Below are 14735 nucleotides of genomic sequence, written 5' to 3' on the forward strand. Positions count from 1 at the left end.
CTGACCCTAAGGACGGACGACGACGGCGGAAGCCTCCCGCCGTCGTCGTCCGTCCTTGCGCCTTAGGCGGGTGAGTATTCGGCCAGGAGGGAGTCGATCTGCCCCGCGGCTTCCTTCATGCCTTCTTCCATGCCCATCTCAAGCATTGTGGTCATCTGTTCTTCGGATTCGAAGGTTGACTGGACGGTCATCCGGGTGCGGCCGCCGAGGTCCTCGAGGGTGACGACGACGTGACCGGCCCCGATTTCCTCGACGGGAGCGCCGTTCTCGTCAGCGAAGCCGTCCTCGAGCTCGAGGCGGTAAGGCCGCTCGATCCTGGTGAAGCGCCACCAGCCACGGGGTTTCTCCCCCTCGGGAGTGGTCATGTAGTAGCCGGCCTCGCCCCCGGGCGTGAATTCGTGCTTGTCGAAGGTGGCCGGGTAGCCGGGAGGGCCCCACCAGCGCTCGAGCTGGCGCGGATCTTCCCAGACCTGCCAGACGCGTTCGACGTCGGCATCGAACTCCGTGACCAGCGTCAGGCTGAGCGCCTCGGGATTCGTCGTTGTGCTGATGACAGTCATTGCGGAACCCTCCTGTTGTTTTTCGGTTCTTCTGCGAGGATGTCTGCGATCCGGGCGGCGCGCTGCCGCCAGATCTCCTCGTATTCATCAAGCAGCCGGCGGACATTCTGCAGTCCTTCGTGATTGCCGCGCACGATCTGCTCCCTTCCGCGCTTCTCCTTGCTGACCAAGGAGGCACGTTCCAGCACCGCCACATGTTTCTGGACGGCGGCAAAGCTCATGGCGTACAACGCAGCAAGGCCCGATACCGAGTACTCCCCCAGCGTCACCCGGCGCACGATGTCCCGGCGGGTGGGATCCGCAAGCGCCTGGAACAGGCGGTCGATCCCGGCATCATCCAACTGATCTACAACCATTTGGTTGTAGAATAGGCCGGTCGCCCGGGAGTGTCAATGGTTCCTGCCGGGCCCGGGATCATGGCCGCCCCGGGCAGCGCCCGGGAGGATAATTTGGTGCCATGAGCTATCGCTACGAAGTGGACGTCGTGCACCTCCTGGTCTCGCCGGAGCACGCCTACTTCGGCCGCGCCAAGGACGGGGCCGCCGAGGTGCCCGCCACGGACGCCGCGCAGGTGGAGCTGGTGGCCGGCAAGGGCATCGTGGGAGACCGTTTCTTCGGCAAAGCGGCACACATGGACGCGGCGGTCACGCTCTTCGCCGTCGAGGCTCTGGAGTCCATCGCCGCAGAACTCGACGCCGGCCCCCTCGACCCGTTGTTGACCCGGCGCAACGTCTTCCTGCGCGGCGCAGAACTGGCGCCCCTGCTCGGCCATGATTTCGCCTTGGAATCCGGCGGAGAAGGCGGAGAACAGGTGCGGCTGCATGCCGGACGGCCAGCCCACCCCTGCGCCTGGATGGACAAGATGCTCGCCCCGGGTGCCCACAAGGCGATGCGCGGACGCGGCGGTATCCGCTGCAGGGTGTTGTCCGGCGGCGTCCTGCAGCGCGGCCCGGCGGTGCTGCTCAGCCCCGTGCCGCTGGACCCGGAACGCGCGGGCGAGGCGACGGTGCTGCGGCCTTCGCGACTACCGTAGGCCCGCGGCGGGAGCCGATGCCTACGTCCGCTCCGCGATCTCCTTCACGCTCGCCACCAGCTGGTCCCACATCCCTTGGGAGTGCTCCGCCTCTTCGGGGCTGGCGTTGTTGTCCTGCGAGAGGGTCAGCTTCGTGCCGCCGGCTCCGTCCTCCAGCGTCCAGGTGAGCGTGTGGTAGTTTTCCGGCTTGTCTTCCTGGCCGCTCAGTGGGCTGAAGTGCGTCATGACCAGCCGGCTCCCAGGCTCGGATTCGAGGATCTCACCCCGGTCCGCGTACTCCTTGCCTTCCCATTCGCCGCGCCAGGTGATCGTGCTGCCCGGCGACCAGTCCGTCTCCACAGCGGCTCCGAACATGAATTCCTTGACCGCGGCGGGGTCCGTAAGGACAGCCCAAACCCGGTCCGCCGGCGCCGCGATGGTGATGTCCGACGTCGCCACATAGTTCCCAGTCATGGCCCCGACCCTACTCCGCGGCCGCAGGAGCCGTAAGGCCCGGATGTGAGCAGGATCACCCCTGCTTGTGATCCAGTCGATTGAGCCGCCGGTCCGCGGCCGGGCACCATGGAAAAGTTGGCCCGGGTTCCACGCCCAGGCCGATCCCTTCATCTGCTGGACGCAACGAGGCCAAAGCGGTGGGCTCGCAGAGCCGCCCCGAGGCACCGGGCGTTCATGGATCAGCACCACCCGGCTCCGCACTGGCGCGAGGCCGGCAACCGAAATTCATGATTGGAAGCCGAACAATGACGTTTGAAACTGCCGAATCCGTCACCCTGAAGATCTGGGACCGCACCGCCGTGCACCACACCCTCGACGCCCTCGTCAACGAACTCTCGGTCCGCCACGACACCTGCACCAGCAAGATCGCCGTCACCGCCAGCGGCCCCAACACCTTCACCGTTTCGGTTCCGGCCTAAGCGCCAAAACCGAAAACGACGCCGACGGCGGGAGGTTACCTCCCGCCGTCGCGGTCGTTAAGCGCGGGAACAGGCAGCCGCTAGACCTCCGCCGCCGGGGCCGCGAACTGCGCCTCGTACAGCCGGGCGTAGGCGCCGCCCGCCGTGAGCAGCTCAGTGTGGTTCCCCTGCTCCACGATCTGCCCGGACTCCATGACGAGGATGAGGTCGGCGTCGCGGATGGTGGACAGCCGGTGCGCGATGACGAAGCTGGTGCGCTCCGAGCGCAGGGCCCGCATGGCGTTTTGCACCAGCACCTCGGTGCGGGTGTCCACCGAGCTCGTGGCCTCGTCCAGGATCAGCACCGACGGCCGGGCGAGGAAGGCCCGGGCGATGGTGAGCAGCTGCTTCTCGCCGGCTGAGATGTTGCCGCCCTCGTCGTCGAGCACGGTGTCGTAGCCTTCCGGGAGGGAGTGCACGAAGCGGTCCACGTACGCGGCCCCGGCGGCTTCCATGATGTCTTCCTCGGAGGCGACGGGCCGGCCGTAGGCGATGTTGTCCCGGATGGTGCCGCCGAAGAGCCAGGTGTCCTGCAGCACCATGCCCATCCGCCCGCGCACATCGTCCCGGCGCATGGTGGCGATGTCCACGCCGTCCAGTGTGATCCGGCCGGCATCGAGCTCGTAGAAGCGCATCATGAGGTTCACCAAGGTGGTCTTTCCGGCCCCGGTGGGCCCCACGATCGCGATGCTCTGGCCCGGCTCGGCCACCAGGTTCAGGTCCTTGATGAGCGGCTTGTCCGGCGAGTAGGAGAAGGACACGTTCTCGAACACGAGCCGGCCGCGGGCCGCCGTCGGGGACGCTGCAGGAACAGGATCCGGGGCCTGCTCCTCGGTGTCCAGCAGCTCGAACACGCGCTCGGCGGAGGCGACGCCGGACTGCAGCAGGTTCGCCATGGACCCCAGCTGCGCCAGCGGCTGGGTGAACTGCCGGGAGTACTGGATGAACGCCTGGACGTCGCCGAGCTGCATGGCTCCCGACGCCACCTGCAAGCCGCCCACCACCGCGATGCCCACGTAGACGAGGTTCCCGATGAAGGTCAGGGCCGGCATGATCAGGCCGCTGATGAACTGGGCGCCGAAGCTCGCCGCGAACAGTTCCGCGTTCTTCTCACGGAAGAGCTTCTCCACTTCGCGCTGCCGGCCGAAGACCTTCACCAGCGCGTGCCCGGTGTAGCTTTCCTCGATCTGCCCGTTGAGCTCGCCGGTGTTCTTCCATTGCGCCACGAACAGCTTCTGCGAGCGCTTCGCGATCAGCATGGTGGTCACCAGGGTGAGGGGAACCGTGACCATGGTGAGCAGCGCCAGCAGGGGCGAGAGCAGGGTCATCATGAAGATCACGCCCGCCACGGACAGCAACGACGTGACGGCCTGGCTGATGGACTGCTGCAGGCTCTGCGAAATGTTGTCGACGTCGTTGGTGACCCGGCTGAGCAGTTCGCCGCGTTTCACGGAATCGAAGTAGCGCAGCGGCAGCCGGTTGATTTTCGCCTCGATCTCTTCACGCAGCCGGTACACGGTGCGCTGGATGACGCCGTTGAGGATGTACGCCTGCATCCAGCCGAACGCCGAGGCCAGCACGTACAGCACCAGCACCCACAGCAGCACCGAGGACAGCGCGGTGAAATCGATGCCCTGGCCCGGCGTCAGCTTCATGGGGCCGAGCATGTCCGCCCTTGTGTCCTGGCCGGCGGCCCGCAGCCCCTCGATGAGCTGTTCCTTGCTTGTCCCGGCGGGCAGTTGCTTGGACACGACGCCGGCAAAGATCAGGTTGGTCCCTTCGCCCAACAGCCGCGGCCCGATCACCTGCAGCGCGACGCTCGCCACGGACAGGACCAGCACCAACACCAGCCACAAGCGCTCCGGCCGCAGGGTGCCGAGGAGCCGTTTTGCCGAGGGCAGGAAGTTCAGGGCCTTCTCCGCCGGGATGTTCATACCGGCGAACGGGCCGCCGCGTCCCGGCCCCATCGGCGGCCGCTGCGGCCGGCCGACGCCCGCATTGTCCGTTGCGGATTGCCCTGAGCCCGATTGCCCGACGGCGGCGGGCCGGGTTCCGCGGGTTCCGCCTGCGCCGCTCATGCCGCTTCCTCCGCCGAGAGCTGGGAGGAGACGATCTCGCGGTACGTTTCGGACGTCTCCATGAGCGAGTGGTGGGTGCCGCGCCCGACGATCCTGCCGTCGTCGAGCACCAGGATCTGCTCGGCGTCGATGATGCTGGAGACGCGCTGGGCGACGATCACGAGGGTGGCGCCGGCGGTGCTGCGCTTGAGTGCCTGGCGGAGCCGGGCATCGGTGGCGGTGTCCAGGGACGAGAAGGAGTCGTCGAAGATGTAGAGCCCCGGCTGTTTCACCAGTGCCCGGGCGATCGCGAGGCGCTGCCGCTGCCCCCCGGACAGGTTGGTGCCGCCCTGCGAGACCGGCGCGTCCAGGCCGCCGTCCAACTCCTCGACGAAGTCGCGGGCCTGGGCGATGGCGAGCGCAGCCCACAGCTCGTCCTCGTCGGCGTCGGGCTTCCCGTAAAGCAGGTTGCTGCGCACGGTGCCGGAGAACAGGTAGGGCTTCTGCGGCACCAGGCCGATGTGGCCCCACAGGAGGTCCGGATGCAGTTCGCGGACGTCGACGCCGTCCAGGCGCACCGAGCCGCTGCCGGCGTCGAACAGGCGGGGCAGCAGGTTCACGAGGGTGGTCTTGCCGGAACCGGTGCTGCCGATGATCGCTGTGGTCTGCCCGGCACGGGCGGTGAAGCTGATGCCCTCCAGCACCGGCTGCTCGGCACCCGGGTAGGCGAATCCGACGTCGACGAGCTCCAGTTCACCGCGGCCGGCGCTGCTGAGCACGGGGTCCAGCGGAGGCCGCACGCTCGACTCGGTCCGCAGCACTTCCCCGATCCGGTCCGCGGACACGGCGGCGCGCGGGATCATCACGGCCATGAACGTGGCCATCATGACGGACATCAGGATCTGCATCAGGTAGCTCAGGAACGCGATGAGGGTGCCCACCTGCATGGAGCCGTCCTCAATCCGGAAGGCGCCGAACCAGATCACGGCCACGCTGGAGACGTTCAGGACGAGGATCACTACAGGGAACATGAGGGCCATGAGCCGGCCGGCCCGCAGGGCCATCTCGGTGACGTCGGAGTTCGCGGCGGCGAAGCGTTCGGTCTCCATGCCTTCGCGGACGAAGGCCCGCACCACGCGGATGCCGGCCAGCTGTTCACGCAGCACGCGGTTGACGGTGTCGATCCGGGTCTGCATCTTGCGGAACAGCGGCACCATCCGCGAGACGATCAGCCCCACCGCGGTCAGCAGCACAGGGACGGCGACGGCGATGAGCCAGGACAGCTGGGCGTCCTGCCTGATCGCCATGACCACGCCGCCGATGCTGAGGATCGGGGCCGCCACCAGGAGCGTGCACGTCATGAGGACCAGTTGCTGGACTTGCTGGACGTCGTTGGTGGTCCGGGTGATGAGCGACGGGGCCCCGAAATACGCCACTTCCTGCTCCGAGAACTCCCCCACCCGGGCGAAGGCGGCGTCGCGCAGGTCCCGGCCGAGCGACATGGCCGCCTTGGCCCCGAAGTACACGGCGGTGACCGAGCACCCGATCTGCAGCAGCGTGATGAGCAGCATCCAGCTGCCGGTGCCAAGGATGTAGCCGGTGTCTCCCTTGGCCACACCCTCGTCGATGATGTCGGCGTTGAGGGTGGGCAGGTAGAGGGAGGCGATCGACTGGGCCAGCTGGAAGACGACGACCGCGACCAGCAGCCGTTGATGCGGCCGCAGGAATTGAACAAGGAGCTTCCAGAGCATAAGAACCGCCCGTCCGTGAGTGCTTCGAAGGACAGTTTACGACTGGTTGCTGAGGGCAACTAGGGGGTCTTTGGAAGCGTCCCGTCCTCGTATCCGGTGACGCCCGCAAGGTCCCGGCCGGCGATATAGCCGAAGGTCAGGGCCGGGCCCAGGTTGATGCCGCCGGCCGGGTAGTGGCCGCCCATCACGCTGGCCTGGTCGTTCCCGGCAGCGTAGAGGCCCGGAATGGGCTCGCCGTCCCCGTTCAGGACCCTGCTGCGGCCGTCGGTGTCCAGTCCGGCGAAGGTGCCAAAGCTTCCGGGAACCACCCGCACGGCGTAGAACGGCCCCTTGTCGATCGGCCCCAGGGACGGGTTCGGGGTGTTGGACGGGTCCCCGCCATAGCGATTGAACGGCGTCCCGCCGCGGCCGAAATCGGGGTCGACGCCGGCCCGTGCATGGGCGTTGAACCGCTCCACGGTCTCCCGCAGCCCAGCCGGATCAATGCCGCACTTCCCGGCCAGTTCCTCCAGGGTGCGCCCTTTTTTCAGGTACCCGGAGCGGAGGTACGGGAACAGCGGAACCGGCAGGGGCTTGGCCATGCCCAGCGGGAAGCGGCGGACGAACCGGCTGTCCGCGATCTGCCAGGACTCCACGGTTTCACCCTCGGGGGTCGCGGCGAGGAGCCCTTCGACGTAGTCGTAGTAGCCGTTGGCCTCGTTGACGAACCGCTTTCCGTCCGAGCGGACGCCGATGCTGCCCGGTTTGGCCCGGTCCATGATGTGCGGGAACACCCCGGTCCGGCCGTTCCGGTACGGCACCAGGGAGACCGGGCACCACGCGGCCGGCGACTTGACCGCCGTCGTGAAACGGCCGCCCACCGCCTGCGCCAGGGTGATGCCGTCGCCGCTGGCTTCCCGCGGCGCGAGCGTCCAGTGCTCGCGGCCTGTGGGCGTCCCGGGGAACAGCTCCCGGCGGCGCCGGACGTCGTGGGGGAACCCGCCCGCCGCGAGTACGACGCCGCGGCCCGCGTTGATCTGCAGCTCGCCTTCGGGGGTCTCGACGACGGCGCCGGTCACCCGGCCGTCCTCGTCGCTCAGCAGCCGGCGGGCCGGCGTGGAGACGCGGATGTCAACGCCGAGGTCATCGGCGGATTTCAGCAGCCGGCCGGTCAGGGCGGTTCCGTTGACCAGTTGCATGTTCCTGCGGTGCGTGACGAGATCGAAGAGGTGCCAGCCGAAGCGCCAGCCTGCATGGAAGATTCCCCGCAGATTGCCCCGCGACGCCGAGAGGAACTTGGACAGGTCCGGACCGGCCATGATGCCCATGCCCAGGAAGGACGTTTCGTACAGCTGGTGGCGCATCCTGGCCCGGAGCTGCGGCTTGATGTTCCGTGCGTTGAAGGGTTTGGGACCCACGGAACGGTTGCCGGTCCCAGCACCGGGGACGTTGCCGTAGATGTCGTTGATCCTGCTGCCGGGGACAAACTGCAGGGACGTCTTGTGGTGGAAGAAGCCCACCATGTGCGGGACGGCTTCCAGGAACGCGTCCACTCTCTCCGGCCGGTAGTCCTCCCCCAGCACCTGCCTGAGGTAGCCGCGGACGGTGTCCGTGCTTTCGTCCACCCCGGCGGCGCGGGCCAGCGGATTGCCCGGGGTCCAGGCCCAGCCCCCGGACCAGGAGGTCGCGCCGCCGCAGACCGGAGCTTTCTCCACCACGATGACCTTGAGTCCGTGGTACGCAGCCGTCACGGCAGCGGCGAGTCCGCCGGCCCCGGATCCGACCACGAGGACGTCGCAGCCGACGGCGGGGAGGGGCCCGGCGGCCGTGCCGCTTGGCGCGGCGGAGGTTTCGGCGGGTGCTTTCATGTGGTTCTCCATGCTGGTGTCAGTGTCCGAAATGGTCAGTGTCCGAAATGGTCAGTGTCCGAAGTGGTCAGTGTCCGAAGTGGTCAGGGTCGAGCCGCGGACGGGCGTTGGTGTCGAGGGCATCGATGGCCGCCATCTGGCCCGGCGAAAGGCTGAAACCGAAGACGTCGAGGTTCTGGGCCTGCCGCTGGTCGCTGGCGGACTTGGGAGTCGCGACCCGGCCGTGCTGCACGTGCCAACGAAGCACCACCTGCCCGGCGGCCACGCCGAGCTGTTCCGCCGGAGCGGTGATTGCGGGGTGGGCCAGGAAGTCGCCTCCGCGGCCCAGGGGGCTGTAGGCGGCCGTGGCGATTCCGTGCTTGCGGTGGAAGGCAAGCTGTTCCCGCTGCCCGGTGGCCGGGTCCAGCTGGATCTGGCTGATCGGGACGGTCAGCCCGGCGGCCTGCACCTGCCGCAGGTGGCGCGGCGTGAAGTTCGAGACACCCCAGGCCCGGATGGCGCCGTCGTCCATCAGTTCCTGGAGTGCTTCGCAGGCCTCCACGAAGCGGCCCTGGCCCGGCGCGGGCCAGTCAGGGTTGGGCCAGTGGACCAGGAAGAGGTCCAGGTAGTCGGTGCCCAGCCGGCGGGTGGCATTGCTGAGCGCCGTCCGCACGCCGTCCTTGCTGTGCCACTCCTTGTTGAATTTGCTGGTGACGAAGACGTCTTCCCGCGGGATCCCGCTGCGCCGGATCCCCTCGCCGACGGCGTCCTCATTGGCGTAATTCTCGGCGGTGTCGATGTGGCGGTATCCGTGGCCGATGGCACGCGCGACTGCGTCAGCCGCCTCCTCGCCGACCATGGGCCAGGTGCCCAGCCCGATGAGGGGAATCCGGACGCCCGGGGTGATTTCCGTCGTCGTGCTTTGCAGCATGTTGCTCATTCTGCGCCTGCTTCCTGGAGTTGCCGGGCGGCAGCGAGGACGGCGTCTGCCGCTGCCTTGAGGGTCCGTGCCCAGCCGAGTGCACCGAGTTCGGCAACGCGGCGGTCCGACGGCGCCTCCACGCTGACGGGCTGATCGTCCGGGAACGCCGCCACGAGGGCGGGGAGGTCGAACCCGCCATCGCCGGGAACCCCGCGTTCGGAGCGCGATTCGGCCACCAGGCCCTCACGATCCTCGGGAGCCCGGGCCGGCCCGTCGCACAGCTGCAGCAGGGGTACCAGGTCCCTGACGGTCTCCAACTGTTCCAGCGTGCCGCCGAAACGGTTGAGGTGGAGGGCATCGACCACCACGGCGCATCCGGCCTGGCGGGCGAAGGCCGCTGCGTCCGGGATGGAGCGGACGGCCTGGTAGGAGATGGGTTCGAGGGTGGGCAGGATGCCAAAGCTCCGGCCATCCTCGGTCATGCGGGCCAGGTTGTCGGCGAAGCGCCGGGGATCCGGGTCCGAGCAGGCGACTGTCAAGGTTGAAGCACCCAAAGCCTGGCCGGCCTCCATCATCCGAAGCCAGGCGTCCCGCTGCTCGGAGCCGTCCATCAGCAGGAACTCGATGTCCCTTACGGTGACGCCGGTATCGGCCATGCGCTGCAGCGTCTCCTTGAGCAGGGGCGAGCCGGGCTGGAGGTCGTAGGGGCGTTCGCTGCCGGTGACTGGCCGGACCCTGGCCCCGATGAAGTCGAAACCCGCCTCAGCCGCAATGGTTACGAGCCCGGACGGGGCGGTGCCCAGGAGGGAGAGCTGGGCGAGCCCCAGGTGGCGTCCGTGGTCTGTCATGCGGTTGCTCCGTTCAGGATTGGCTCAGGATTGGGTCTTCGGCCGGGACCGACTGGTCACGGCCGATCGGTTCAGCGGCAGCGAGCGCCGCCGCCACGCCTTGGGCGGCGTCATAGCCGCTCTTCACGGCGTTGGACACGATGGCGGGGGTGCGGTCGATGGCGGTGCCCGCGAACGCCACAGGGATCCCGCCCCGCTCCTGAAGGGAAACGCCGTCCTCAACCGGCACAACCGAGCGGGAGACGAGGAGGTCGCCGGGCGCGTCCAGCCAGCTGCCGCCGTCAGGGTGTCCGGGGCCGGTGACCCGTACCCGGGCGCCGTCGTACTCCTCGATGATGGAGTCCAGGACGATCCGGACGCGCGGGTTGCCCTGCAGCCGCGGTACGGCAAGGATCTTGGCGCGGCGTCCGGACTCGGGCGCGATGACCTCCTGCGGGCCAATGATGAGCACCGCGGTTCCGCGGTCCGCGAGGGTGTCGGCGACGCTCATGGCCACGGAGTCGGCGCCCCAGATGGTCACGGCCTCCGGGACAGATCCCCCGGCGTCAAGCGCTTCCGGGTGCGCGGCCAGCCAGTCCCGCACGTCAATCACACCGGCCAGTTCATCGCCCGCGAAACCTGCCCGGGGACGGCGGCCGCCCGTAGCGATCACCACGGCATCCGCCCCGTAGCTGCGGGCCAGTGCGGCGGGGTCCGAGGTGTCGGCGCGGACACCCGGCTCCACGTCAACGCCCAGCCGGGCATTCTCCGCTATCGACCATTCGGCGAAGCGGTGGAAGTCGGGCGTGGACTTCATGCGCTCGGCGAGCGCGAACTGGCCACCGGGCCGCGCGCCGTCGTCGAGCACCGTGACGCCCGCACCCGCTTCGGCGAGTTCCCGGGCTGCGGTGAGCCCCGCCGGTCCGGCGCCCACCACCAGCACGCGCGCGCCGTCCCGGACAGCCGGCGTCGGGACCGGGACCCGGGACCGTCCGACGGCCGGGTTCACGGAGCAGGTCACCTGGCCGAGGCCGAGGTTGTCGATGCAGACGTTGCAGGCGATGCAGGGCCGGTACCGTTCGCCGCGGAGCACCCCGCCCACGAAAGCGGGGTCGGCGTGGATGGCCCTGGCGAGGCTGACGAAGTCGCAGGTGCCCTCGGCCAGGACCTCCTCGATGATCGCCGGGCTGTTGAGCCGCCCGGCCATCCCCAGGGGGAGGCCGAAGCGGCGGTAGGCCTTGGCGTAGTCTGCCAGGATGCCCGGCTTCCACTCGCCGGACTGCACGATCCATTCGCCGGCGTCGTAACTGCCGGCGGAGATGTCCAGGAAATCGAGCTTGTCCAGGTGCGCCTTGGAGATGATCTCCACCTGCTGTTCGGCGCTGATACCCTCCGCCGGCCCTTCCAGCACGGAAACCCGCAGGCCCACGATCATGTCCGGCACAGCGTCGCGGACGGAGTCGATCACCAGGTTCAGGAAGCGTTCGGGAGCGGCGAACTCGTCGCTGCGGTGGTTGGAGATCGGCGACATGAACTGGTGGATCAGGTAGCCGTGGGCGCCGTGGATATTGATGACGTCGAAGCCGGCGGCTGCCGCGCGGACGGCCGCCTCCGCATAGGCGGCCGCGAGTTCACGGCATTGCGCGGTGGTGAGTTCCCGCGGCACCTCGCCGCCCGCCGTCGGGCACGGAACCGGCGACGGCGCCACGTTCTTGAAGCCGGACACGGCGGCCTGTGCGGTGCGTCCGCCGTGGTTGAGTTCGACGGCGGCCAGGGCACCTTCGGCGTGCAGGGCATCGGTGAGGGCGCGGAGCCCCGGGACCATGGCGTCGTCGTGCAGGCCGAGCTGGTGGGTGCGGCCCTTGCCGTCAGCCCGGACGAAAGTGGCCTCGGTGGTGACCATGCCGAGTCCGGCCTTGGCACGGGTCACCAGGTAGTCGACGTACTGCGCGGTGATCCGGCCATCGGGAGTGCCGTAGTTGCGCTCCATCGGCGCGGAGGCCAGTCGGTTGCGCAGGGTCCTGGCCGGACGGCCGTTGCGGCCGAGCGTCAGCGGTTGTGTCGCGAAGGGGGTCTGTTTCATGGCTTAGACCGCCGCTTCCGCTGGCACCTTCGCCCGGGTTTCCGGTGCGATGGCGGCGGACACCGGCGGCTCGGCGAAGCGCACGGGCCGGCCGGTCCGGGACGACTCGTAAACCGCCAGCAGGATCCGCAGCGACTTGACGGCGTCGCGGCCGGTGATGGCCGGCTCCGTGCCGGTGTCCAGCGCCCGGATGAAGTCGCGGACCTGGCTGGTGTGGTGCGGAACCAGCTGGCCGTTGATGGTTGAGAGGTCCACGTTGCCGTCCACGCCTTCCGGGTGGACGGGCTCGACGGCGATCGTCCCGCCGGCCGCCCACAGGTCCAGGCGGCCGTCGCTGCCTTCCGGGAATTCCGTCAGCGACGCCGACGCGCCCGTTTCACCGGTGATCCGCAACTGGATGCCGAGGTTCGGCGAGACCGCGGTCGAGGCTTCGACCGTTGCCATGGCGCCCGAGGTGAAGGTGATGACCGCCGTCGCGGAGTCTTCCACCTCGATGTTCTCGCCATGGCGGTAGGTGTTGATCCTTCCGTACACTTCCGCGACCTCGCCGAGGTACCACTGCAGCAGGTCGATGTAGTGGACGGCCTGGGTCATGAGGACGCCGCCGCCGTCGTTCTCCCAGGTGCCGCGCCAGGCGTCCTTGGAGTAGTACTCGGGGGCGCGGTGCAGCATCACCGAACACTGGGCAAGGATGGGGCGGCCGAGGGTGCCGTCGTCGATGGCGGCGCGGATCTTTTGCGACGCCGGCCAGAAGCGGCGCTGGAACAGGACCCCGAGCCGGACGCCTGCTTCCTCGCAGGCGGCCACCATGCGCTCGGCGGCGTCCAGCCGGGTGGCGATCGGCTTTTCGCAGAGGGCGTGGACTCCCGCCGCGGCGGCCTTCAGGACCACGTCCTCATGGGTCGGGTGCGGCGTGCAGACCGAGACGATGTCCAGGCCCAGGGCGAGCAGTTCATCTACGGTGGTCACGGCGGCGGGGACGCCCCACTCTGCAGCGGTGGCCCGCGCCCGGTCCGGGTCGACGTCGCAGACCCCCACGATCTCAACGTTTTCCATGGCCCGGAAAGCTTCAAGGTGGTTGCGGGAGATGGCGCCGCATCCTGCGATGCCGACGCGGTAGCTGCGGGAAGCTGCTGTGGACGGGGTCATGGAGTCTCCAACTTTCAGTGCTGTGGTGCTGTTTGGGTTGTGCGTTCAGTCCGGCGAAGGGGCTTGGCTCAGCGCCGGGGCTTGCCGAGGTCCTCGAGGGGAACGTTGTAGGTTTCGCGGGCGGTCATGATGGCGATCGACGAGGCAAGGAGGCAGAGCACGGTGAATCCCGCCACGGGGATCCAACCGCTGGGGCCCGGCTGGGCGAGGAGGGCGGCGATGGCCGGAGCGAAGCCGGTGAGGATCAGCCCCACCTGGCTGCCGATCGCCATGCCCGAGTAGCGGACGGAGGCGGGGAACATTTCCGGGAAGAACACGGTCCACACCCCGTTCCAGCAGGAGTAGAAGATGGACATGTTCAGGAAGCCGAAGAGGAACAGCAGAACGATGTTGTGTTCGCTGATGGCCCAGAAGTATCCAAAGGACGTCGCTGCGCAGCCGGCGGCGCCCACCAGGAGGACCTTCTTGCGGCCGATCCGGTCCGAGATGATGCCGGCGATGGGGATGGTGGCCATGGACAGGCCGACGGTGACGGCGTTGACGGTCAGCATCAAGGTGCGGTCCAGTCCGACGGCGGGTCCGGTGGCGTAGGCGAGGGCGTACACGGTGAAGGTGGTTTGCATCACGGAGAACAGCATCACGACGGCGACCCGCAGGACGTCGCGCCACTGGGTCTTGAGCACCGCGGCCGCGGGGACGGAGCGGGGCTTGTCCTGTTCCACGATCTCCTCGAAGACCGGGGTCTCGTCCAGGCGGGTGCGGATCCAGTAGGCCACGGCCAGGACCACCACGGAGAGCCAGAACGGAACGCGCCAACCCCAGGCCAGCAACTGCTCCTCGGGCAGGGCGGCCAACGGAATGAAGACCACCGTGGACAGCACCATGCCTGAGGCATAGCCGGTCATGACGAAGCTGGTGAAGAAACCGCGGCGGCCGTCCGGGGAGTGCTCCATGGTGAGGGTGGAGGCGCCCGCGGCCTCGGCGCCGGCGGAGAATCCCTGCGCCAGTCGGCCGATCAGCAGCAGGGCTGTGGCCCAGTAGCCGACCTGTCCGTACGTGGGCAGGAAACCGATTCCGATCGATGCCACGCCCATGATGACCAGCGTGGCCAGGAGGGCCTGCTTGCGTCCGAGCCGGTCGCCGACGTGGCTCATGACGACGCCGCCGAGGGGACGCGCAAGGTAGCCGACGCCGAAGGTCGCCATCGCGCCGAGCAAGGCAACCACGGGGTCCCCGCCGGGGAAGAAGACCCTGGGGAAGACCAGGGCCGCAGCGGTGCCGTAGATAAAGAAGTCGTAGTACTCCAGGGTGGAGCCGAGGAAGGAAGCCAAGGCGGCTTTCCCGGGCATTTTGGTATGCGTTGCGCCTGCCGGTGCCGTCGCCGGTGTCGTCGGCAGGTCCGGAAGGGTGTCCAAAGGCTCAGGCCTGACGTGTCCCATGATGTCTCCTCATTGAGTGCCACGGGTCCCCGGCAAGGAAGGGCCGGGATTCCGCGAAGCGTTGGGGGTCGGGTTGACCGCGGGCCGTGTTCCGGATCACAGCTGCGGTGCCCTGAGGAAAACTGTAGGAGCGGC

The 14735-nt window shown here is 68.5% G+C and carries 13 protein-coding genes; 2 read left to right on the forward strand and 11 right to left on the reverse strand.

Annotation, left to right across the window (positions count from 1 at the left end; all coding sequences use genetic code 11):
• Window positions 1-62: 62 nt before the first annotated feature.
• Complete coding sequence (locus DWV11_RS06810; RefSeq protein ID WP_115788137.1) at window positions 63-560, reverse strand: SRPBCC family protein; 498 nt, start codon at window positions 558-560, stop codon at window positions 63-65.
• Window positions 557-916: an ArsR/SmtB family transcription factor gene (locus DWV11_RS06815; protein WP_115788138.1), complete on the reverse strand. Its 360-nt coding sequence runs from the start codon at window positions 914-916 to the stop codon at window positions 557-559. The genes DWV11_RS06810 and DWV11_RS06815 overlap by 4 nt, the downstream gene beginning before the upstream one ends.
• A 101-nt stretch (window positions 917-1017) precedes the next feature.
• On the opposite strand from DWV11_RS06815, the gene DWV11_RS06820 reads away from it, so the two are divergent.
• Window positions 1018-1593, forward strand: coding sequence for an MOSC domain-containing protein (locus DWV11_RS06820; RefSeq protein WP_115788139.1), 576 nt, complete (start codon window positions 1018-1020; stop codon window positions 1591-1593).
• A gap of 21 nt (window positions 1594-1614) precedes the next feature.
• Here the strand turns inward: DWV11_RS06820 and DWV11_RS06825 are convergent, their stop codons facing one another.
• Window positions 1615-2046 (reverse strand): SRPBCC domain-containing protein, encoded by a 432-nt coding sequence (locus DWV11_RS06825; protein ID WP_115788140.1) that lies wholly within the window; start codon window positions 2044-2046, stop codon window positions 1615-1617.
• A gap of 287 nt (window positions 2047-2333) precedes the next feature.
• Here DWV11_RS06825 and DWV11_RS20055 point away from each other — a divergent pair, with 287 nt between their 5' ends.
• Window positions 2334-2507 (forward strand): hypothetical protein, encoded by a 174-nt coding sequence (locus DWV11_RS20055; protein WP_175453480.1) that lies wholly within the window; start codon window positions 2334-2336, stop codon window positions 2505-2507.
• Between the two features lie 80 nt (window positions 2508-2587).
• Here DWV11_RS20055 and DWV11_RS06830 read toward each other — a convergent pair whose 3' ends face one another.
• The 8 genes from DWV11_RS06830 to DWV11_RS06865 all read right to left on the reverse strand — a co-directional run bounded on the left by DWV11_RS06830 (window position 2588) and on the right by DWV11_RS06865 (window position 14600).
• A complete protein-coding gene (locus DWV11_RS06830) occupies window positions 2588-4513 on the reverse strand; it encodes an ABC transporter ATP-binding protein (RefSeq protein WP_168404592.1) in 1926 nt (641 codons plus the stop codon).
• 107 nt (window positions 4514-4620) lie between these two features.
• Window positions 4621-6354, reverse strand: a complete 1734-nt coding sequence (locus DWV11_RS06835) for an ABC transporter ATP-binding protein (protein ID WP_115788142.1) — start codon at window positions 6352-6354, stop codon at window positions 4621-4623.
• Between the two features lie 59 nt (window positions 6355-6413).
• The gene (locus DWV11_RS06840; RefSeq protein ID WP_115788143.1) at window positions 6414-8201 is read right to left on the reverse strand and encodes an FAD-dependent oxidoreductase; all 1788 of its coding nucleotides are present in this window, start codon (window positions 8199-8201) and stop codon (window positions 6414-6416) included.
• Window positions 8202-8268: 67 nt separating this feature from the next.
• Window positions 8269-9120, reverse strand: coding sequence for an aldo/keto reductase (locus DWV11_RS06845; protein WP_115788144.1), 852 nt, complete (start codon window positions 9118-9120; stop codon window positions 8269-8271).
• The gene (locus DWV11_RS06850; protein WP_115788145.1) at window positions 9117-9950 is read right to left on the reverse strand and encodes a sugar phosphate isomerase/epimerase family protein; all 834 of its coding nucleotides are present in this window, start codon (window positions 9948-9950) and stop codon (window positions 9117-9119) included. The genes DWV11_RS06845 and DWV11_RS06850 overlap by 4 nt, the downstream gene beginning before the upstream one ends.
• A gap of 13 nt (window positions 9951-9963) precedes the next feature.
• The gene (locus DWV11_RS06855; protein WP_115788146.1) at window positions 9964-12012 is read right to left on the reverse strand and encodes an FAD-dependent oxidoreductase; all 2049 of its coding nucleotides are present in this window, start codon (window positions 12010-12012) and stop codon (window positions 9964-9966) included.
• Window positions 12013-12015: 3 nt separating this feature from the next.
• On the reverse strand, window positions 12016-13161 hold the full coding sequence (locus DWV11_RS06860; protein ID WP_115788147.1) for a Gfo/Idh/MocA family protein: 1146 nt from the start codon (window positions 13159-13161) through the stop codon (window positions 12016-12018).
• Between the two features lie 68 nt (window positions 13162-13229).
• Window positions 13230-14600: an MFS transporter gene (locus DWV11_RS06865; protein ID WP_115788148.1), complete on the reverse strand. Its 1371-nt coding sequence runs from the start codon at window positions 14598-14600 to the stop codon at window positions 13230-13232.
• Window positions 14601-14735: the final 135 nt, after the last annotated feature.

The sequence above is a fragment of the Arthrobacter silvisoli genome (genome assembly GCF_003369445.1).
Classification (GTDB): domain Bacteria; phylum Actinomycetota; class Actinomycetes; order Actinomycetales; family Micrococcaceae; genus Arthrobacter; species Arthrobacter silvisoli.